This is a genomic window from Streptomyces sp. NA04227 (genome assembly GCF_013364195.1).
Taxonomy (GTDB): Bacteria; Actinomycetota; Actinomycetes; order Streptomycetales; family Streptomycetaceae; genus Streptomyces.
On record NZ_CP054918.1, the window covers coordinates 1809488 to 1830718 of the forward strand.

General features: G+C 70.0%; 18 protein-coding genes. 6 read left to right on the forward strand and 12 right to left on the reverse strand.

All coding sequences use genetic code 11. The annotated features are described in order from the left end of the window. Window positions 1-99 precede the first annotated feature (99 nt). Complete coding sequence (locus tag HUT18_RS07545) at window positions 100-780, forward strand: DedA family protein (protein ID WP_176098940.1); 681 nt, start codon at window positions 100-102, stop codon at window positions 778-780. On the opposite strand, the gene HUT18_RS07550 is transcribed toward HUT18_RS07545, so the two are convergent. From HUT18_RS07550 to HUT18_RS07560, 3 genes are read right to left on the reverse strand one after another with little or no spacing between them, the layout of a single operon-like run. After that, the gene (locus HUT18_RS07550; protein WP_176104349.1) at window positions 692-1534 is read right to left on the reverse strand and encodes an HAD family hydrolase; all 843 of its coding nucleotides are present in this window, start codon (window positions 1532-1534) and stop codon (window positions 692-694) included. The two genes, HUT18_RS07545 and HUT18_RS07550, sit on opposite strands and share 89 nt — an antisense overlap. A gap of 56 nt (window positions 1535-1590) precedes the next feature. Further along, window positions 1591-4368, reverse strand: a complete 2778-nt coding sequence (locus tag HUT18_RS07555; protein ID WP_254878469.1) for a phosphoribosyltransferase — start codon at window positions 4366-4368, stop codon at window positions 1591-1593. After that, entirely contained in the window at window positions 4365-5558 is a 1194-nt protein-coding gene (locus tag HUT18_RS07560; RefSeq protein WP_176098942.1) for an HpcH/HpaI aldolase/citrate lyase family protein, read from the reverse strand. Before HUT18_RS07560 ends, HUT18_RS07555 begins: the two co-directional genes overlap by 4 nt. A gap of 184 nt (window positions 5559-5742) precedes the next feature. Here HUT18_RS07560 and HUT18_RS07565 point away from each other — a divergent pair, with 184 nt between their 5' ends. Then, a complete protein-coding gene (locus HUT18_RS07565) occupies window positions 5743-6534 on the forward strand; it encodes a TerD family protein (RefSeq protein WP_176098944.1) in 792 nt (263 codons plus the stop codon). Window positions 6535-6576: 42 nt separating this feature from the next. On the opposite strand, the gene HUT18_RS07570 is transcribed toward HUT18_RS07565, so the two are convergent. From HUT18_RS07570 to HUT18_RS07595, 6 genes are all read right to left on the reverse strand, one after another. Further along, entirely contained in the window at window positions 6577-7323 is a 747-nt protein-coding gene (locus HUT18_RS07570; protein WP_176098945.1) for a Tellurium resistance, read from the reverse strand. Between the two features lie 251 nt (window positions 7324-7574). Further along, complete coding sequence (locus tag HUT18_RS07575; RefSeq protein WP_176098947.1) at window positions 7575-8711, reverse strand: DUF475 domain-containing protein; 1137 nt, start codon at window positions 8709-8711, stop codon at window positions 7575-7577. A gap of 76 nt (window positions 8712-8787) precedes the next feature. Further along, complete coding sequence (locus HUT18_RS07580; protein WP_176098949.1) at window positions 8788-9363, reverse strand: TerD family protein; 576 nt, start codon at window positions 9361-9363, stop codon at window positions 8788-8790. A 182-nt stretch (window positions 9364-9545) separates the two neighbouring features. Next, window positions 9546-10121: a TerD family protein gene (locus tag HUT18_RS07585; protein WP_176098951.1), complete on the reverse strand. Its 576-nt coding sequence runs from the start codon at window positions 10119-10121 to the stop codon at window positions 9546-9548. 112 nt (window positions 10122-10233) lie between these two features. Then, complete coding sequence (locus HUT18_RS07590) at window positions 10234-10692, reverse strand: peroxiredoxin (protein ID WP_176098953.1); 459 nt, start codon at window positions 10690-10692, stop codon at window positions 10234-10236. A 273-nt stretch (window positions 10693-10965) separates the two neighbouring features. Then, complete coding sequence (locus HUT18_RS07595) at window positions 10966-11403, reverse strand: DUF3052 domain-containing protein (RefSeq protein WP_217710471.1); 438 nt, start codon at window positions 11401-11403, stop codon at window positions 10966-10968. A 495-nt stretch (window positions 11404-11898) separates the two neighbouring features. Between HUT18_RS07595 and aceE the strand changes: the two genes are divergently transcribed. Together aceE and HUT18_RS07605 are read left to right on the forward strand one after the other, a co-directional pair. Beyond that, window positions 11899-14643, forward strand: a complete 2745-nt coding sequence (gene aceE, locus HUT18_RS07600) for a pyruvate dehydrogenase (acetyl-transferring), homodimeric type (RefSeq protein ID WP_176098957.1) — start codon at window positions 11899-11901, stop codon at window positions 14641-14643. A 233-nt stretch (window positions 14644-14876) separates the two neighbouring features. Further along, window positions 14877-15722, forward strand: coding sequence for an ion channel (locus tag HUT18_RS07605; RefSeq protein ID WP_176098958.1), 846 nt, complete (start codon window positions 14877-14879; stop codon window positions 15720-15722). 37 nt (window positions 15723-15759) lie between these two features. Here HUT18_RS07605 and HUT18_RS07610 read toward each other — a convergent pair whose 3' ends face one another. Both HUT18_RS07610 and HUT18_RS07615 read right to left on the reverse strand, forming a co-directional pair. Next, window positions 15760-16176 carry a peptidase inhibitor family I36 protein gene (locus tag HUT18_RS07610; RefSeq protein ID WP_176098960.1) on the reverse strand — a complete coding sequence of 139 codons (417 nt, stop codon included), beginning with the start codon at window positions 16174-16176 and terminating at the stop codon, window positions 15760-15762. 556 nt (window positions 16177-16732) lie between these two features. Then, window positions 16733-17350: a carboxymuconolactone decarboxylase family protein gene (locus tag HUT18_RS07615; protein WP_176098962.1), complete on the reverse strand. Its 618-nt coding sequence runs from the start codon at window positions 17348-17350 to the stop codon at window positions 16733-16735. 362 nt (window positions 17351-17712) lie between these two features. Here HUT18_RS07615 and sigJ point away from each other — a divergent pair, with 362 nt between their 5' ends. Further along, a complete protein-coding gene (gene sigJ / locus HUT18_RS07620; RefSeq protein ID WP_254878470.1) occupies window positions 17713-18630 on the forward strand; it encodes an RNA polymerase sigma factor SigJ in 918 nt (305 codons plus the stop codon). A 92-nt stretch (window positions 18631-18722) separates the two neighbouring features. On the opposite strand, the gene HUT18_RS07625 is transcribed toward sigJ, so the two are convergent. Further along, the gene (locus HUT18_RS07625; RefSeq protein ID WP_176098964.1) at window positions 18723-20339 is read right to left on the reverse strand and encodes an MFS transporter; all 1617 of its coding nucleotides are present in this window, start codon (window positions 20337-20339) and stop codon (window positions 18723-18725) included. Between the two features lie 144 nt (window positions 20340-20483). Here HUT18_RS07625 and HUT18_RS07630 point away from each other — a divergent pair, with 144 nt between their 5' ends. Next, a complete protein-coding gene (locus HUT18_RS07630) occupies window positions 20484-21134 on the forward strand; it encodes a TetR/AcrR family transcriptional regulator (RefSeq protein ID WP_176098966.1) in 651 nt (216 codons plus the stop codon). The last annotated feature ends 97 nt before the right edge of the window (window positions 21135-21231 follow it).

A 21231-nucleotide genomic window follows, 5' to 3' on the forward strand; every position in this document is an offset into this window, starting at 1 on the left:
CACTGCGGAAAACCGCAGCATCCCGATGCGGCGCTCCGCATGTGAACCGTGCGGCGCACCGCAGTGTGCGCCCGCGCCCGGATTTCTAGCGTCGGCGGCATGAGCGAAAGCACCGGGCCCCAGTGGCTCGACACCCTCATCGACGAGTTCGGCGCGCCCGGCGCGGGCCTGGCCATCGCCCTGGAGAACCTGTTCCCGCCACTGCCCAGCGAGGTGATCCTGCCGCTGGCCGGATTCGCGGCGAGCACCGGCCGGATGAACCTGTACGCCGCCCTGGTGTGGACGACCGCGGGCTCGGTGATCGGCGCCCTCGCGCTGTACGGGCTGGGCGCGGGCCTGGGCCGTGAGCGGTTGCTGCGCCTCGCGGACCGGCTGCCGCTGGTCAAGGTGCGCGATGTCGAGCGCGCCGAGGCGTGGTTCGCCCGGCACGGGGCCAAGGCGGTCCTGCTCGGGCGGATGATTCCGCTTTTCCGGAGCCTGATCTCGGTGCCCGCGGGTCTGGCGCGGATGCCGCTGCTGCAGTTCCTCGGCCTCACCACGCTGGGCAGCGCGATCTGGAACACCACGTTCGTGCTTGCCGGTTACGCCCTGGGCGAGCGGTGGTCGCAGGTGACCGACGTGGTCTCGGCCTACTCCAAGCTCGTCCTCGTACTGGCGCTGTGCGCCGCCGCCGTCGCCGTGGGCGTACGGGTCATCGGTCCCGGCCGGGGCCGGCGGCGGTCAGGAAGTGGCGCAGGATCCGCTCGCCCGCGGCCACCCCGGTCTCGGGAAGGACGGTGAGGTTCGGGGCCGTCCAGCCCTCGTCGGCCAGTTCGCCGTGTCCGGGGCGCCAGGCCAGGTCGGCCGCGAGCAGGAGGTCGGCGTCCAGCAGCGAGTCGCCCGCGGCGAGGGTGAGCCGGGCCCGGGTGCGGCGGGCGACCTCGCGCATCGCGGCGCTCTTGGTCAGCGGCCCGGGCACCACGTAGATCTTGCGTCCCTGGAGGGACACCGTCCAGCCGCGGTCCTCGGCCCACTCGCCGAGTTCCTTGACCCAGCCCTCGGGCAGCAGCGCGCGCTCCACCACGAGATAGGCGAACAGGTCCTCGGCGACACGTTCCTTGAGCAGCCACTCGGAGCCCGCGGTGGCCCGCAGGTGTGCGCGGATCTCGTCGAGTCCGGCGCACTCGTCGGCCAGGCGGCGGGCCACATGGGCCTGCCAGTCGGGGTCGGTAACGCCGTTCACCAGGATGTGGCCGCCGTTGGCGCAGATCGCGAACTCCGGGGCGGGGCCGGGCAGTTGAATACGCTGGTACTGCTCGCCGGTGCGGGTGGTGGTCGGCACGAACACCGTCGAGGAGGCGAGTTCGCCCAGCAGCCCGGCCGAGGTCTCGGTGAGGTAGGACAGCGGCTTGCTCTCGTACACCTCGACACACAGCAGCCGCGGCGCCCGGGCGTCCGGCATGGTGAGCTGAAGTGCGGCCGCGGAGTAGATCAGCGTCCGGTCGAGGTCGCTGGCCACGACGACGGGCCCGTCGGGGGATGTCGACCGGGCCATCGGCTCGGTCATCGGCTCGGTCGCCGGCTCGGTCATCGGCTTGCTCATGGGCTCGTTCACTTGGCCGCAACCGCCTTTCCGTCCACGCCCGTCGCGCCGCGCGTGAAGCGCGGGTGGATCAGGCCCACGCAGGTGTAGGGCAGGTGGTCGACTTCCTCCACGGGCACGCCGCGCTGCTCGGCGAGGAGGCGTACGTGGTCGAGGTCGGCGCCCGCGCCGGTCCTGGCGAGGATCTTCCACGGCACGCGGCGCAGCAGTACCCGGGTCGTCTCGCCGACCCCGGGCTTGACCAGGTTCACGTCGTGGATGCCGTACTCCTCGCTGATCCGCTCGACGGCTCGCCAGCCCTCCCAGCTCGGGCTGCGGTCGGCCGCGAGGAGCTCCTTCACCCGGGCGTCGACGGAGTCGGCGACCTCGGTGAAGTGGGCGGCCACCGCGTCGACGAAGTCGTGGGAGACGTCGGCGTCCGCCAGCTCCGCGTAGAACTTGGCGCCGTGGAAGTCGCCCGGCCCGACCAGGTCGGCGCGCAGGACGGTACGCGAAATCAGGCCGGAGACGGTCGAGTTGAGGCAGGCGGAGGGGATCAGGTAGTCCTCGCGGGTGCCGTAGGTGCGCACGCAGGAGCCCGGGTCGGCGAGTACGGCGATCTCGGGGTTGAAGCCGGTGATGCCCTCGGTGCGCTCGAACTCCTCCAGGGCCGCGGCGAGTTCGCGGGTGATCGCGCCCTTGCCGGTCCAGCCGTCGACGAAGACGACGTCGGCGGGGTCGTGGTGGGCGGCGAGCCAGCGCAGGGCGTTGGCGTCGATGCCGCGGCCGCGGACGATGGAGACGGCGTAGTGCGGCAGCGAGAGGCCGTGGCGCTGCTCGGCGTAGCGGCGCATCAGGACGCCGACCGGGGTTCCGGCCCTGGCCAGCGAGACCAGCACCGGGCGCGGCGTGGCGGTCGCCTCGCGCGAGGGGAGCCGCGTGCGGGGGAGCTCCGCGAGCACCGTCTCGGTGACCACGCCGACCGCCTCGGCGATACGGGCCGCCGAGGTGTCCAGCGCGGCCCGGAAGAGCTGCTGGTAGGCGGGGCTCGGCTGGTACTCGACGGGCAGCGACTCGGCGTAGTGGGCGCCGCCGCGCTGGATCGCCTCCTCCCGCTCCTCGGTGGGCGCCTCCAGTTCGGTGTGCGACAGGTCCTGCAGCAGCCAGCCCACGTCGTCCGGAGCGTAGGAGGAGAAGGCGGGGCCCCGGAGGGGTTCGGGCAGCAAGGCGGGCCTTTCGGAGGTTCGTTGTTCTGGGGTACGCCGCTTCGCGAGGGCGGGCGCCGGGGCGGCCCGGTGCGCGGGCACGACGGCGAGCACGACGCGGCCGGTGTGCGCGGCGAGTGCGTGCAGCAGACCGTCCGGGGCGTGCAGGGCGGGGGTGTCGGCGACGGAGTCGACCACGGCGACGACCACGTCGAAGCCCGCGCCCGCGACGTTGTACGCGTAGCGCTCGCCGGGGCCGTCGTCCGGATCGTCGTGCGCGGGGAAGGCGAGACGGCTGCGGATGGCGTAGCCCGGGTCGTCGATCGCGAGGACGGGCGACCTGGTGGTGGTGGAGAACCGCACCTCGGCGTCGGGCAGTTGCTCCTGAAGAGCCTCGCCGAGCCGCAGCGGCGCGTACATCAACTCCTCGAAGCCGAGGACGAGTACGCGGGGGCGGGGGCCGGGGATCGTTCGTCCCGTTTCCGGGGCGGGCGCGGACACCGCTTCGGCGAGGCGGGCAGCCATCGCGGGCAGTGCCGCTTCCAGGGCGGCACGGTGGTCGGGGGTGAAGCCGTGGCGTCCGCCGTCGGGGACTCCGGTCGGCCAGCCGAGTTCCACGCGCGCGACGGGGGCTACGGCGGGTTCGCTGCCAGTGCCGGTACCGCTGCCGGTGCCGGGCGTCGCGGCGCCGCTCGTCGCCGCGGTCGTCCCGCTGCCCGCGCGCTCGTACTCCGCCACCAGGGCCTGCCCCTTGGCGAGTACGCCGTCGGGCAGGCTGACGGTGCCGTGGGCCAGGGCCACCAGGTCGACCCGGGCCCCGACCTCGCGCGCGAACTCCGCGAGACGGAGCCGGTCCTCGGGGCCGCGCATGTCGACCAGGGCGACGACGACGTAGTGCTCGCGGGGGTAACGGGCGTGCAGGGCGCGGATGGTGTTGAGGACGGTGTTGCCGGTGGAGAACTCGTCGTCGACGAGGACCAGCGGACCGTCCGCGGCGAGCAGCTTCGGGTCCTCGGGCAGCAGCAGATGGGAGGTCGCGTGCGAGTGGGACTCCTCGAAGCCGCCCGCCCGCTCGACTCCGGGCACCGGCCGCCGCGTCGAGTGCAGATACGGGGCGGTGGCCAGTCCGTCGGCGACGCAGTGGCCGAGGCCCGTGGCCGTCTCCGCATAGCCGAGGACCACGGCGCGGGCGCACTGCTCGGGGCCGAGCAGCGCACGCACCCGCTGCCCCAGGTCCAGGCCCGACTGCCGTACGAGGGACGGGAGTTGGGGCACGTGCTTGCCGAGCACGCCGGACACCAGCAGGTGTGCGCGCTTGGGGTTGCGGCGCAGGGCGAGGCCGAGCAGATCCTTCAGCGTGCCGGGCGGGGTGGCGGTCCCGTCGGCCGCAGGTCCGTCGGCCGCGGGTCCGTCGCCCCCGTCCCCGTGGCGGAGCTCGATGCCGAGCCGCTCGGCCACCCAGGTACCGGTCCAGATGACGTCGTTGTCCGAAGCGACTTCCGCGCCCGAAGCGACCTCCACGTCCCCAGCGCTCTCGACGTCGATCTCGGCCTCCAGAGCATTGTCGTTCATACGGTTGTCGTTCATAGCGTTGTCGTTCACAGGTGTCCGCCTTCGGCCCGGTTGCCCGCGGTGAGCAGTTCGACGAAGCCGACGTCCTCGGCCGCGACCCCGAACACCTCGGCCCGCTCCAGGGTGCGTTCGGCCCAGGCGCGGTGCGGCTTCACCTCGTTCATCTTGTTCGTGTACGCCGAGCGCAGCACGCCACCGTCGAGTTCCGGCCGCAGAATGTCCCGGGCATCGCTGTACTCCTCGTGACTGACCACCGACAGCGCGTGCACCGGCAGCACATGCGAGGGGTGGATGCAGGTCTTGCCCAACAGGCCGTTGGCGCGGTCGAGTTCGATCTCGCGCAGCAGGCCGTCGATGTCGTGCTCGATGAGGGCGGTGCGCAGTTCCTCGGCCTGACCGAGGAAGGGGCTGCGGCGCAGCTGTGGCTTGAACATGCGCTGCTGGACCCGGAAGTACTCCCACACCGGGCCGCTGACGGTGAAGCCGGTGCCGTCCGCGCGGGCGAGCTGGTTCACCACGTCGGCGATGACGGAGGCGACGATCTGGACGTCGTACGCCGTCATGTCGGGGGTGCGGCGCAGGCCGTAGGTGGAGCAGAAGTCGGTGACGCCCAGGCGCAGGGCAAGCACGCGGTCGCGGTACTTGTCCACGGTGCGGGCGATGCCGGTGAGCGTCTCGCGCCGGGTCTCCAGGTGCATCAGCTCGGGCGATTCGAGGACCGGCATCGCGTAGAAGCGGTGGCCGTCGGCGGTCTCGGCGAGCGACTCGGCCTCGGCGACGGCCTCCAGGAAGGGCACGCCGCGTTCCTCGGTGAACTTCGGCAGTACGAATCCGGACAGCAGGCGCGCGGCCGGGCCCAGGCGCCGGGTCAGGTCGGGTATCTGCTCGGGAGTGCGGACGCGGACGAAGAGCAGCGGCGGGTCGTCCGAGGCCCGGGGCAGCTCCGCCAGGGCGGCGAACTGGCGCACGAGGTTCTCCTCGGCGTCGGGCACATCGGCGTCACCGATGGAGTCCTCCAGGCACAGCACCATCGACATCACGCCACGGTCCGCCTGCTTCACGACGTCCTCGGCGAGCCGAGGTCTGGTCGCGGGGCTGTACAGCGTGGCGCCCAGCGCCACGGCGAGCAGCCCGGCCGGGGACTGGGCGGAGAAGGTGCAGGGTTCGCGGTGGAACAGGCGTCGGCGAACCTCGGGGGCAATGTGCCCGAAATGACGCATGGGACTCCCTGGGTCGCCGAGAGGATGGGATGAGATGTGGCCGGTAATAGTACGTAGGGATCCATGTCGGGGGTTCCCACTGGGCATGAAGTTCCGGTAACTCGGCCGTGTCGCGGGCACGCACAAAGGGCGCGGCCGGAACCCCACGTTGTCCGTCGGGACGCCCAGCAGGCAGGATGACCGTATGACGCACGCGATGCTGAAAGGGGCGAACGTCCCGCTCGATGCCACGGCGGTGCGCGCCGTGCTGCGCTGGGCCCCCGGGCAGGGCGCGCCGGACGTCGACGTCTCGGCGCTGCTGCTCGGCGCGGACGGGCGCGTGCGCTCGGACGAGGACTTCGTCTTCTACAACCAGCCGCGCCACCCCTCCGACCGGGTCTGGCGGCTGGGCAAGAAGCGCGCGGGCGACAGCGTCACCGACACCGTGCAGGCGGACCTCGCCCAGATGGGCAGCGAGGTGGACAGGATCCTCCTGGTCGCCTCCGCGGACGATGTGACCTTCGACCGGGTCCGCTCCCTGCGTATCCAGGTACACGACGCGACCGTGGACGGCGAGCCGCTCGCGTACTTCGACATCACCCCGGAGACCGGCGCGGAGACGGCGCTGATCTGCGGCGAGATCTACCGGCGCGGGCCGGGCTGGAAATTCCGCGCGCTCGGCGAGGGGTACTCCAACGGTCTGGTCGGTCTGGCCACCGACTTCGGCATCTCCGTCGACGAGTCCGAGCCCTCGGCGCAGCAGGAGAACCCGGCGCCCGAGCCCGCCGCCCCCACGGCGGCGCCCGCCTCCGGCTACGCCCACCCTCCGGCCCCGCAGGCACCCCCACCGGGGCCCGCCTACGGCTATCCGCCCTCGGCACCCACCAGGCCCGGGCCGCCGCTGGGCGCGCCCGCGGGCTACGGCTATCCGCAACCGGTGGGCGCCGACCCGACGTTCACGCTGCCGCCGCAGGGGCCGCAGTTCATCGGCCGCTGACACGGTGCGCGCGAGCGGCCCGGCCGGTGCTCTGGTCAGGGCCTATCGCCCGGACTTGCTCTGCTTGTAACCGCGGCCCCACTGCAGGCCCCAGCCGTACAGGCGGTCGAGTTCGGACTGGAAGCCGTAGACGAACTTCACCTCGCGGCGGACCATCAACTCGCCCTTGACGTTCTCGATGAGGACGACGGCGCAGGAACGGGCCTGCGGCGCGTGCTCGTCGAGGCTGATCTCGATACGGGGGCCGTTGCCCGGATAGAGCGTCACCTTGGCGTGCGTACGGTCGAACGCGGGCGTCTGGTCGTAGATGTAGACGAAGACCAGCAGCCGCTTGATGGACTCGCGGTGGTCCAGGTTGACGTAGACGGTCTCGCCGGACCCGGACCCGAAACGGTCGTCGCCGCTCAGCTTCACGTACGGCGGGGCGTTGAGGTCGCCGAAGAAGTTGCCGAGCGGCTGTACGACGCCCCGCTCGCCGTCGACGAGTTCGTACAGGCACCCGAGGTCCAGGTCGACGTTGACCACGCCCTGGGTGTGCCCCTGCACCACCTCGGGCTTGAACAGCGACAGCGGGTTGCGTAACAGGCTGCGCCCGCTGCGGGAGCGCCTGCCGAAGTCGGACGTACGCATCTGCCAGGACAGGTTGATCCGCAGATTGCCGGTGGCCGCGCCCTGTTTGGTCAGCGACACCGAGGGGTGCCGCTTGGTCAGTTCGATCGCGTTGCTCGACGCGCTGCCCGACTCGAACTGGTTGGCGCGCCCGCGCCACAGACCGTCCCAGAAGGACATGTGGCCCCCACTCTCCCCGTCATCGGTGACTGCTGTCGGCAAGCCGGCTCGGCTGTCGTGAAGTCGGCTTGTCCGTCGTCAAGTCGGCTTGCCCGTCGTGTCCTTCGATTGTGCCCGCGCGGCGGCCCGGCGGGCACGGCTGCGGGGCGGCCCGAGGAACCATGTCCTCACGACCGCCCCGCACACATCTCTTCCCTCACCGCGGGCCGGATCACACCCGCGGCGCTCGGATCAGGCCGAGACCGCCCGGGTCAGACCGAGACCTCGGCCCGGTCGTCGGAGTCGCCGCCGCCCTCGGCGGCGATGGCCTTGTTGCGGCGCACCGAGGACCAGAACGACCAGGCGATCAGGAGGACGCCGATCGAGCCGGTGATCAACTCGTGGATCTCGTACTGGATGGTCACGAGCAGGATGACCGCGAGCGCGCCGATCGCGTAGTGGGCGCCGTGCTCCAGGTAGACGTACTCGTCCAGGGTGCCCTGGCGGACCAGGTAGACGGTGAGCGACCGGACGTACATGGCGCCGATACCGAGGCCGAGGGCCATCAGCACGATGTCGTTGGTGACGGCGAAGGCGCCGATGACACCGTCGAACGAGAAGGAGGCGTCCAGGACTTCCAGGTACAGGAACATGAAGAACGCGGCCTTGCCGCTCAGCTTGAGGACCGAGATGTTCTTGCCCTCGCGCTTGGCCTCTTCCTCGGCCTCGTGCTCGCGCTCCTCCGCCTCCTCGAGACGGTTCTCGAAGAAGCCGGACAGACCGCCGACGATGAGGTAGGTGATCAGACCGGCGACGCCGGACAGCAGGACCGTCTCCGCCTTGTCGACGTGCGTGCCGCCGTGCTGGTGGGCGTTGGTCGCGAAGGTCATCGCGCTGACGAGCAGGACGATCAGGGCGATGCAGACCGACAGCATGTCGACCTTGCCGAGCTTGGCCAGCGGCCGCTCGATCCAGCCGAGCCACTTGATGTCACGGTCCTCGAAGACGAAGTCGAGGAAGATCATCAGCAGGAACATGCCACCGAAGGCCGCGATCGCCGGGTGGGCGTCGGTGACCAGCTCCTGGTAGTGGTCCTTGTCGTTGAGCGCCAGGTCGACGGCATCGATCGGGCCGATCTGGGCGCTGATCGCGACGATGACGACGGGGAAGACCAGCCGCATACCGAAGACGGCGATGAGAATGCCGATCGTGAGGAAGATTTTCTGCCAGAAGGCATTCATCTTCTTCAGGACTCCGGCGTTCACGACGGCGTTGTCGAAGGACAGCGAGATCTCGAGGACGCTCAGGATCGCGACGAGCCCGAAGGCGGTCCACCCGTCGTAGAGCACCGCCGCGACCAGACCGAGCGCGGTGACCGCGAACGACCAGCCGAAGGTTTTCAGAATCACTGGCTACCCAATCCTGTGTTCGGGGAGAACCCCGGACCGATCCGAGGGGGGATCTTCCCCCTCGCCGTACTCGGCTTTACGAAACGTTGACCCCGAAGTCTAGAGCGATGCCCCGAAGGCCCGACGCGTACCCCTGGCCGACGGCACGGAACTTCCACTCACCGCCGTAGCGGTAGAGCTCGCCGAAGATCATCGCCGTCTCGGTGGAGGCGTCCTCGGACAGGTCGTAGCGTGCCAGCTCCTGACCGTCGGCCTGGTTCACGACCCGGATGAAGGCGTTGCTGACCTGACCGAAGGCCTGGCCCCGGTTGTCCGCGTCGTGGATCGAGACCGGAAAGATGATCTTGTCGCAGTGGGCCGGGACCCCGGACAGGTCGACGAGCAGCGACTCGTCGTCGCCGTCACCCTCGCCGGTCAGGTTGTCGCCGGTGTGTTCGACCGAACCGTCCGGGCTGGTCAGGTTGTTGTAGAAGACGAACCACTCGTCGCCGAGCACCCGGCCCGACTGGCACAGCAGTGCGCTGGCGTCCAGGTCGAAGGGCGCTCCGGTGGTCGAGCGCGCGTCCCAGCCGAGTCCGACCATCACCTGGGTGAGATTCGGTGCGACTTTGGAGAGGGAGACATTGCCTCCCTTGGCGAGCGTGACGCCCATGGTTCGTGGTCCTCCCCGCGTGGTGGTCAATTCCCGTCGCGGCACTGCCCCGGACTGTTGCGAGGCCGCCCTGAACGGTCGCATGCCGCCTTGGTCATGACGGGCTGCTGCCTTGGACAAGCACGTCCGGCGCCGCAGGAGCACGTGCGGCGCCGGACGTCGGTCGTGCGTACGGCTCTGGGTCAGACGTTGACGCCGAAGTCCTGCGCGATGCCACGCAGGCCCGAGGCGTAACCCTGGCCGATGGCGCGGAACTTCCACTCCGCACCGTGCCGGTAGAGCTCACCGAAGATCATGGCGGTCTCGGTGGAGGCGTCCTCCGAGAGGTCGTACCGGGCGATCTCGGCGCCGCCGGCCTGGTTCACCACGCGGATGAACGCGTTGCGCACCTGACCGAAGGACTGCTGGCGGTTCTCCGCGTCGTAGATGGAGACCGGGAAGACGATCTTCTCCACGTCCGCGGGGACACCGGCCAGGTTGACCTTGATCTGCTCGTCGTCGCCCTCGCCCTCACCGGTGGTGTTGTCACCGGTGTGCTCCACGGAGCCGTCGGGGCTCTTCAGGTTGTTGAAGAAAACGAAGTTCTGGTCGCCCGTGACCTTCCCCTCCGAGTTCGTCAGGATGGCACTGGCGTCGAGGTCGAAGTCCGTACCGGTCGTGGTGCGGACGTCCCAGCCGAGACCGACCGTGATGTCGGTCAGGCCCGGCGCCTCCTTGGTCAGCGAGACGTTGCCGCCCTTGCTGAGGCTGACTCCCACGAGTCCTCCCTTGGTGTGCAGGGGCGTTGCCCCCATCGTGCATTGGCTTCTTGAACAACGACTGGATCCTAGTGACGGGTTCCCCGTCACGACCCGCCTTACGGCGGGAGAATCACAGGGTGTCGAGTGCCTTCAGGTACTCGTTCAGGTCACGCGCGTCGGGCAGGCCGTTGACGACGGTCCAGCGCACGACGCCCTCCTTGTCGATGATGAAGGTGCCGCGCACCGCGCAGCCCTTCTCCTCGTCGAAGACGCCGTAGGCGCGGGAGATCTCGCCGTGCGGCCAGAAGTCGGAGAGCAGCGGGTACTCGAGACCCTCCTGCTCGGCGAAGACGCGCAGGCTGAACGGGGCGTCGTTGGAGACGGCGAGCAACTGCACGTCGTCGTTGACGAACTTGGGCAGTTCGTCGCGCAGGGCGCACAGCTCGCCCGTGCAGACACCGGTGAACGCGAACGGGTAGAAGAGCAGCACCACGTTCTTCTCGCCACGGAAGTCCGCGAGCCGCACGGTCTCGCCGTGCTGGTTCCTGAGCTCGAAATCCGGGGCCTTGGTGCCGACCTCGATCGCCATGGTCACGCCATCCCTTCCAGGGGCCGTAGGAGGCTGTTCGGGTGACCCACCCTACGCAGTCCGTCGGCGGCGAGGGCGACTCAGGCCCCGGCCCGGCCCGCCTCCCCCGTCGCGGGGAGGGGCATCACCGTCGTACGGCATACGGCATACGGGACAGCCAGCGCCGCCGCACGGGAGGCCTCCCCTTCCGGAACCCCGGAAACGGCATCGGGCTCCACGACCCGGAGATGTCCTCCCGGTCGCGGAGCCCGATGCGGTGCTCTCGGCCTGCGGCTAGCGCTTCTTGGCGGCCGCCTTGGGGGTGGCCAGACGGCTGCCGGACCAGTCCTTGCCCACACTGACGCTCTTGGACGGGGACAGGCCCGCGGTCCGCGCGGCATCGTTGATGTCGCTCGGCTCGACATACCCGTCTCGCCCGGTCTTCGGCGTCAGCAGGACGAGCGGTGCGCCCTCGTCGATGAGCGTCGTGGCGTCGACCAGCGCGTCCGTCAGGTCGCCGTCGTCGTCACGGAACCAGAGGACCACCGCGTCGGCGACGTCGTCGTAGTCCTCGTCGACGAGCTCGCTGCCAATGGTCTCCTGGATCGCCTCGCGGAGCTCCGAGTCGACGTCCTCGTCGAAGCCGATCTCCTGGACCACCTGTCCGGGCTGGAAACCCAGCCTCGCGGCCAGGCTAGTCCGCTCCTCCGCGTGGTCCGCGGTCGCGCTCACGGGTTGCCTCCTGATCATGTTTCGGAAGTTGTTCGGGCCTCGCGTACGCGAGGCAATGGCCGTAGTCCACACGTGCGGGACGGATCGCGCAAGTACCCGGCCGTGCAGACCGCCGAAACGGTGACGTTCCAGGCCGTGTCACCGCAACTCATGGCATGAGTACACGGTAACCGCTGCCGCGCCCACCCTCGGAATAATCGTTTTCGCGGCTTTCCTCACCCGCCCAGGTCCCACCCGGGCCGGGCCCGGGAAACCTCGCCGCGGCGCCGGGCAACACGCGGGAAAATGCGAACAGAACCCCTATTTCTTCGGCCGCTCCCCGTCTCTCGGCCGCCCACCGGCACAAAGCCCACGGTTACCCCTGAGTAGAGATGACGTGGGCCCCGCCGGGGTCCACGATGGGAGCGGCGCAATCAGCAAACCGGCACCAGCAGTGCTCCCACCAGCGCTCCCGGACATGCCTTCGGGGGCGCTCCCAGACAGTGAAGGAACAGCGTGGCTTCCGGATCAGATCGCAATCCGATCATCATTGGCGGCCTTCCCAGCCAGGTCCCGGACTTCGATCCCGAAGAGACCCAGGAGTGGCTCGACTCCCTCGACGCCGCGGTCGACGAGCGGGGCCGGGAGCGCGCCAGATACCTCATGCTGCGGCTGATCGAGCGGGCACGTGAGCGGCGCGTGGCCGTGCCCGAGATGCGCAGCACGGACTACGTCAACACCATCGCCACCAAGGACGAGCCCTTCTTCCCCGGCAACGAGGACATCGAGCGCAAGATCCTCAACGCCACCCGGTGGAACGCGGCCGTCATGGTCTCCCGGGCGCAGCGCCCCGGCATCGGGGTCGGCGGCCACATCGCCACCTTCGCCTCCTCGGCCTCGCTCTACGACGTCGGCTTCAACCACTTCTTCCGGGGCAAGGACGAGGGCGACGGCGGCGACCAGATCTTCTTCCAGGGCCACGCCTCGCCCGGCATCTACGCCCGCGCCTTCCTCCTGGACCGGCTCAGCGAGGCACGGCTCGACGGCTTCCGGCAGGAGAAGTCCAGGCAGCCCGACGCCCTGTCGAGCTACCCGCACCCGCGCTCGATGCCCGACTTCTGGGAGTTCCCGACCGTCTCCATGGGCCTCGGCCCGCTCGGCGCGATCTTCCAGGCCCGGATGAACCGCTACATGGCGGCCCGCGACATCGCGGACACCTCCAGGTCGCACGTCTGGGCCTTCCTCGGCGACGGCGAGATGGACGAACCCGAGTCGCTCGGCCAGCTGTCCATCGCCGCCCGCGAGGGCCTGGACAACCTGACCTTCGTGGTGAACTGCAACCTCCAGCGTCTCGACGGACCCGTACGCGGCAACGGAAAGATCATCCAGGAGCTGGAGTCGCAGTTCCGGGGCGCGGGCTGGAACGTCATCAAGCTGGTCTGGGACCGCACCTGGGACCCGCTGCTCGCCCAGGACCGCGACGGCCTCCTGGTCAACAGGCTGAACACCACGCCCGACGGGCAGTTCCAGACGTACGCCACCGAGACCGGCGCGTACATCCGCGAGCACTTCTTCGGCGACGACCAGCGGCTGCGCGCGATGGTCGAGAACATGACCGACGACCAGATCCTGCACCTGGGACGCGGCGGCCACGACCACCGCAAGATCTACGCGGCCTTCTCGGCGGCCAAGGCGCACAAGGGCCAGCCGACCGTGATCCTGGCGCAGACCGTCAAGGGCTGGACCCTCGGACCCAACTTCGAGGGCCGCAACGCCACCCACCAGATGAAGAAGCTGACGGTCGCCGACCTGAAGGGCTTCCGGGACCGGCTGCATCTGCCCATCCCCGACAAGGACCTAGAAGACGGGCTGCCGCCGTACTACCACCCGGGCCGGGACTCGGAAGAGATCCAGTACATGCACGACCGGCGCAGGGCGCTCGGCGGGTACGCGCCCACCCGTGTCGTACGCGCGCGGCCGCTCGCGCTGCCCGAGGACAAGACGTACGCAGGTGTGAAGAAGGGTTCCGGTCAGCAGTCGATCGCCACCACCATGGCCTTCGTCCGGCTGCTCAAGGACCTGATGCGGGACAAGGAGATCGGCAAGCGTTTCGTACTGATCGCCCCCGACGAGTACCGCACCTTCGGCATGGACTCGTTCTTCCCGACCGCGAAAATCTACAACCCGCTCGGCCAGCAGTACGAGTCGGTGGACCGTGAACTCCTGCTCGCCTACAAGGAGTCGCCGACCGGGCAGATGCTGCACGACGGCATCTCCGAGGCCGGCTGCACCGCCTCGCTGATCGCCGCGGGCTCGGCGTACGCCACCCATGGCGAACCGCTGATCCCGGTGTACGTCTTCTACTCGATGTTCGGATTCCAGCGCACCGGCGACCAGTTCTGGCAGATGGCCGACCAGATGGCGCGCGGTTTCGTCCTCGGCGCGACCGCCGGGCGAACGACCTTGACCGGTGAGGGACTTCAGCACGCCGACGGGCACTCGCAGCTCCTGGCCTCCACCAACCCGGCGTGCGTGGCCTACGACCCCGCGTACGGCTACGAGATCGCGCACATCGTCCAGGACGGACTGCGCAGGATGTACGGCGAGCCGCACCCCGGCGAGGACCCGGGCGTCTTCTACTACTTGACCGTCTACAACGAGCCCATCCAGCACCCCGCCGAACCCGAGAACGTCGACGTCGAGGGCATCCTCAAGGGAATCCACCGGCTGAACCCGGGCCAGCAGGGGACGGTGCCGGCGCAGATCCTCGCCTCCGGTGTCGCGGTGCCGTGGGCACTGGAAGCGCAGGAACTCCTCGCCCGCGACTGGAACGTACGGGCCGACGTCTGGTCCGCGACCTCCTGGAACGAACTGCGGCGCGAGGCCGTCGAGGTGGAGCGGTACAACCTGCTGCACCCCGAGGAGGACCAGCGCACGCCGTACGTCACGGCCAAACTCGCGGGCAGCGAAGGGCCGTTCGTCGCCGTCTCGGACTGGATGCGTTCGGTGCCGGACCAGATCGCGCGCTGGGTGCCCGGCACCTACCAGTCGCTCGGCGCGGACGGCTTCGGCTTCGCCGACACCCGGGGCGCGGCGCGGCGGTTCTTCCACATCGACGCCCAGTCGATCGTCGTCGCGGTACTCACCGAACTCGCCCGCGAGGGCAAGGTCGACCGCTCGCTGCTCAAGCAGGCGATCGACCGGTACCAGCTGCTGGATGTGGCGGCGGCGGATCCGGGGGCTGCGGGGGGAGATGCGTAGGTGGGGGTTGGGCCAGGGGTGGGGGTGCGGAGGTAGGTGTGGCGAACGCATCGCAGATCCGCGTGCCCCTCTTGCCCCGGCTGCCCCGCCTGCCCCAACTCCCGTGAAGCGTATTGGTGGTGGTAGAGGTGGAGGGGTGAGGGGCGGCGCTTGAGGCTTGAGGGCTTCCCCCTTTCTGGGGCCCCTCCCCCCTCCCCCACCCCACCCCGCCTCCCCTCTCCTACGATTCCCCTGTGAAGGAACAACCCGCCCGCGTCCGCTGGGAGCAGCACACCCAACGGCCGCTTCTGGTCCTCGCGGTCGCCTTCGCCGTCGCGTACGCGGTGCCGATCGCGGCGCCCGACCACGGTGACGCGCTCGCCTTCGGCTGCGCCCTGGTCGAGTGGATCGTCTGGGGCGCGTTCGCCGTCGACTACCTCGTACGTGTCGTACTCGCCGAGCAGCGTGGGCACTTCGTCCGTACGCACTGGCTCGACCTGATCGCCGTCATCCTGCCGATGATCCAGCCGTTCCGGCTGCTGCGGGTGGTCTCCACACTCCTGCTCGTCGGCCGCCGCGCCCGGATGGCTTCACAGGTGCGGCTGACGACCTATGTCGGCGGCGCCGTCGTCGGTCTGCTGATGTTCGGTTCGCTGGCTGTCCTCTCGGTCGAACGGAATGCCCCGGACGGCAATATCCACACCCTCGGCGACGCCCTGTGGTGGTCGTTCACCACGATGACCACGGTCGGCTACGGGGATCACGCGCCCACCACCGGCCTGGGCCGTCTGATCGCGGTCGGGCTCATGCTGTCCGGGATCGCCCTGCTCGGTGTCGTCACCGCCAACATCGCGGCCTGGTTCATCTCCCGCTTCGAACGCGACAACGCCGCCGAGGAACGCCAGACCGCCGCCATCAAGGAGCTGACCGCGCAGGTACAGGCCCTGCGCGCCCAAGTCGCCGCGCTCTCCGGGGAGTCGGCGACGGCCCCGGACGCCGTCGCCCACCCGCAGGTGGTACCGCAGCCCGCCGCCCTCACGGCCACCGCGGGCTCCTCCGCCCCGGTCGGTACGGCACCCGAGACGGGTCAGAGCCCGTAACGCCAGCCCCGCAGCGGCCACCGGGAGCGGCGCTGTCTCACCTCTCCCAGATCTTGAACGCCCGTACCCGGTACGCCGATTCGGGTGTGTAGCTGCCCTTGCCCTTACCGGGGTAGGTGTCGAACTCCCCTGTCTCGGCACACTCGTTGGACTGGTACGTGGTGACCGGCCGCCCCGTGCGGTTGACGAAGGACTGGGCTCCGCCCTTGGCCGGCAGCACGACGCAGCTGTCGATGTCGGTGTTGGAGAGATCGCGGATGTGCGGCTTGCCGCGGAAGTCCGGCCGGTCCCACAGGCACAACTCCCCTGCGGCGCAGGCGGCGAGCGCCTTGGCCGCGGTGGTGCGCGCGGGGTGGTGGGCCGACGCCGAGTGCGCCGGTGTGAGTGCCGCGCAGGACAGCGCCGCGGCGGTCACGGTGAGGGTCAGGTTCCTGCACTTGGTGGTGCGCGTCATGGTGTTTCCCCGTTGGTGAATGGATCGGTCGGTAGACCGACCGTGGTTGGTTCGGTCGTGGATGAATCGGTCGTCGGTGAATCGGTCGTGGATGGATCGTCGTGAGCGGATCGCTTGTGACCGGTTCGCACGCGAGGCGGCTCGGATGTGCGTGGCCTCGGGTCCGGGTGAAGGGACTCGGGCCCGAGCCGGCTCGGGGGTGCGTGGTGCGGTCGGTCCGCGTACGGCACGGCAACCTTCCGGAGCCGTGCCGCCGCTCTCATGGGAGCACTCTGACCTGGCCTTCGAGCGCTGCGGAAGGGGTCGCGGCCATGATCACCCTGATAGGGGAAATGCCCCGCCGACGACCCGGCGGGGCATTTTCCGTGCACGAAGTTGACGCGTTGCGCCAGGAGTTGAGCGGGGTCCGCCGGTTCGGTTCCCGCGTACCTGTCACCGGATCTGACCGTCCTCATGACCTGATTCGGGACGAATCCGCGCCGAATCGGACCCTCGCGGGCCGACTCGCGTCAGCGCCGTACAAGTACCGGACAAGCGGCCCGCAAGCTCCCCCGCCTCACTTGCTGTAGTTCTTGCCCGGCGGCCTGCCGGGGATCGGCTTGGCGATGAGGGCGACCGGGATGAACATGCCGAGGTGGCCCAGCGCGATGGTGAGGTGCCAGATCTCCTCGTCGTTGTAGTGGCGGGACGCCCGGGCGAACAGGTCGTCGGAGACGCGCTCCCCGAACGGGTTCGGGGTGAGGACGGCCTCCGCGAGTTCCAGCGCGATGCGTTCGGCGCCGCTGAAGTAGGGAGCGTCCTGCCAGGTCGCGATGGCGGTGATGCGCCGCTCCTCCTCACCCGCCTTGCGCAGACCGTCGGTTATCCGGATGCAGTGGTACGTGCTGCCGACGATCTGCGCGGCGCGCAGCAGCATCAAGGTGACCGTGCTCTGCGGCACCGGGCCGTTGCGGACGGCCTTGTGCACGGACCCGGAGAGGACCGCCAAGTCGGGGTACAGCGTGGTGAGATCGGGCAGACGCGACTGGAACCCCTCCTGCCGGGGCCCGGTGTCACCGTCCGGGAAGGCATCGCCGGCGGTTCCAGCGCCGGGGACGACGCTCTCCGCGATCGTGCTCTCGGGGATGGCCGCGGCGGAATCGTGGGCGGTTGTGGCGGAGTCATGGGTGGTCATGGCGGACTCGCTCCTTCACGCTCAGGGTGGTGCCCGGCCGGGGAACTCCCCGCGTTCCGGGCGTGGTTGCACCGGTCCGACCGCGCAGCGCGGCGATTTGTGAGGCGCGATCCCGCCCCGCTCGTCACAGATGACCGCGCTGTCCCGTCGGACTGGTGAGGACAGGAGCGGCGGAGGGAGCCCACGGGACCATGTCCACGCGATCCACGGCCGAAGCGATCCCGGTCAGAACCGAAGCAATCCCGGTCGGAGCCAGAACAGCCCCGGTCGGAGCCAGAACAGCGCCGGTCGGAGCCGAAGCGGCCCAGGGTTCAGCCGGAGCGAGGCAGGTCGGTGCCAGAGCGGCGCAGCCCGTACCCGAAGTGGCCCCGGTCATCGGTGAGCGGCGTCAACTGATCAATGTCGCCTACCGGTTGCTCGGTTCGATGGCCGATGCCGAGGACGCCGTTCAGGAGGCCTACGCCCGCTGGTACGCGCTGTCCGGCGGGCAGCAGCGGGCCATCGACTCTCCGGGGGCCTGGCTGACGACGGTCGCCATCCGTGTCTGTCTCAGCCAGCTCGGCTCCGCGCGGGTGCGGCGGGAGCAGTACGTGGGCGAGTGGCTGCCCGAACCGCTGCCCGATCCGGCCGAGTGGAACGGTGGGCGGTCGGACACGATCGCCTTTGACCCGGTCGACCGGGTCACCCTGGACGAGTCGGTGGGGATGGCCCTTCTGGTGGTGCTGGATTCGATGTCTCCGGCGCAGCGCGTCGCGTTCGTCCTGCACGACGTGTTCCGGTATCCGTTCGCTGAGGTGGCCCGGATCGTGGGCCGTACCCCGGCCGCCTGCCGCCAGTTGGCGTCCTCGGCCCGCCGCCGGGTCCGTGCCTCGCGGGCACTGTCGGCTCCGACGGCGCGGGACGCCGCTGTCGTGCGGGACCTCAAGCGGGCGTGGGAGGCCAGCGACATCAACGCCCTGGTCGGCCTTCTCGACCCGCAGGCCACCGCGGTCGGCGACGGCGGTGGCCTGGTGAGCACGCTGCGCCGACCGCTGCGGGGCGGTGAGACGATCGCGCGGCACCTGGTCCGGCTCCCCCGGCGGCCGTCCGGGACCACGCTCGTCGAGTGCACCGTCAACGGGCGGCCGGGACTGGTCGGCCGCGAGGGCGGTGCCGTGGTGACGGTGTACGCCTTCGACGTCGCCCGCGACCGGATCCGCCATCTGTGGGCGGTGCGCAACCCCGAGAAGCTCCGGTCCTGGGCACCGAGCTCCGCGGCGGCGTGGACAACCGTCCCGTAGGGGGCGCCAGTTGGGATCCGCCGCGCAGGAAGCGCCGGTTGGGGTCCGCCCCGTAGGAACCGCCCGGTTGGGACCCGCCCCGTACCCCGCCCTCAGATGTGCCCGCCGCCCGCACCCGCCTCGGCATGCTCGCCGCGCTTGGTCAGGAGTGCCACGAGGACGGCGGCGACGGAGACTCCGGCGGCCACCAGGCAGGCCATGCTCATGCCGGAGACGAAGGTGTCGTGGGCGACGGTGGTGATCTTCTCGGCGAGGGGTCCGGGCGTGCCCGGCGGCACCGGGGCCGCGCCCTGCTGCACCGCTTCCTTCGCCTTGTCCAAGTCCTCGGCGGGCAGGGGCTCGAGCTTCGCCTCGGCCATGTTGCCGGTGAAGTCGCTGTCGACCTTGGAAGCCATGACGGCGCCCAGTACGGCCGTGCCGAGGCTGCCGCCGATCTGCATGGCGGACTGCTGGAGGCCGCCCGCGACGCCGGAGAGTTCCAGGGGCGCGTTGCCCACGATGACTTCGGTGGCGCCCACGAGGACGGGGGCGAGTCCGAGGCCGAGCAGGGCGAACCAGACGGACATGGTGAGGCTGCCGGTGCCGGCGTCGAGGCGGGACATGCCGTACATGGCGAGCGCGGTGAAGGCCATGCCGCCGGAGAGCGGGATGCGCGGGCCGAGCCGGGTGATCAGGGTTCCGGCCAGCGGGGAGCCGACGATCAGCATGCCGGTGAGCGGGAGCAGGTGCAGGCCGCTGTCGACCGGGCTCATGCCGTGCACGTTCTGCAGGTAGAAGGTGACGAAGAACAGTCCGCCGAGGAAGGCGATGGCCATCAGGACCATCAGGACGACACCGGCGGACAGTGCCAGGGAGCGGAACAGGCCGAGCGGTACGAGGGGTTCGGCGACCTTGGTCTCCCAGTACGCGAAGACCGCGAAGCACAGGACGGAGGCGCCGATGAAGGACCAGGTGCCGCCTGCGCCCCAGCCCCATTCCGGTGCCTTGATGAGGGCCCAGACGAGGCAGAACATGGCGCCCGAGAGCAGCAGGATGCCGGGGATGTCGAAGGAGCGCGGGGCCTTTTCGGCGCGGTGGTCGCGGATGATGGCCAGGCCCATCACCAGGGACACGGCGCCCACGGGCAGGTTGATGAAGAAGACGGACTGCCAGCTGACGTGTTCGACGAGCAGTCCGCCGACTATCGGGCCGCCCGCGGTGGAGGAGCCGATGACCATGCTCCAGATGCCGATCGCCATGTTGAGTTTCTCGGCGGGGAAGGTCGCGCGCAGGATGCCGAGGGCGGCGGGCATGAGCAGGGCGCCGAACAGGCCCTGGAGTACGCGGAAGGTGATGACGGAGGCGATGCCGTCGGACAGGCCGATGGCGCCGGAGGCGAGCGCGAAGCCGACGGCGCCGACGAGGAAGGTCTGGCGGTGGCCGAAGCGGTCACCGAGTTTGCCCGCGGTGATCAGGGCGACGGCGAGCGCGAGGAAGTAGGCGTTGGTGATCCACTGCACGTCCGCGAAGGAGGCGTCGAGGTCCTTGGCGATGGCCGGGTTGGCGATGGCGACCACGGTGCCGTCCAGGGCGACCATCGTCACGCCGAGGCCCACCGTGAGGAGGGTCAGCCAGGGGTGGCCGCGCAGGCGTCCGGTGGTGGTCTCCGGTGGGGTTGTCGGCGCGTCGTCAGCCGGTTCCTTGGGGTCGACGGTGGTCTGGCTCGTCATGCCGCGAGGTTAATGTCAGCGACTGACATCAAGCAAACCCGCTTGACTGACCGAGACACAACCGACATCCGCCCGGGCCATCGGCCGGGCATGGGCCAGCACCGCCCTTGCGGGGCGGGCGAGTTGAAGGGAACACAGCAGGAGATGACCACGGAGTCGACCGCCACCGTCCTCGGCGCGCGCCAGCGCAGGAAACAGCGCACGCGCGAAGCCCTGCTGCACGCGGCCCTCGAACTGTTCACGACACAGGGGTACGAGGAGACGACGGTGGACGAGATCTCCGAGGCGGTGGCGGTGTCCCAGCGCACCTTCTTCCGTCACTTCAGCAGCAAGGAGGCGGCGGCGTTCGCGCTGATGGACCTGGTCGAGTCGCGGTTTGTGACCTCGCTCGCCGAACGGCCGCCCGGCGAGAGCCCGTTGGAGGCGATGCGCCGGGCGGTCCTTGACTCCTGGGACCCCCTCGGCGAGGCGATCGAGGCCCAGGTGCCGGTCGAACTGCACATGCGCACCTACCAGTTGATCCAGTCCACACCCTCCCTCCTGGCCACCCACATGCGCCGGTCCGTCGACCTGGAGGAGGTGCTCGCCCGCCTGATCGCCGAACGGGAGGGCCTGGACGTGGACCGCGATCCGCGGCCACGCCTGGTGGTGGCCGCGTTCAGCGGGGTGATGCGGATGACGGGGCGGCTGTGGGGCGCGAACGACGACATGAGCCCTGCGTCGCTGCGCGAACTGACGGCCGCGTATCTCGACGAGTTCGAGTCCGCGCTGGCCCACGACTGGCGCAGCGGCTGACACGCCGGGCGCGGCGGCGGTGCGCGCGAGGGCTCGATCACGGCCCCGACAAGGGCTCACGGACGACCCCGGCAAGGCTCACGCGCGGCCCCGGCAA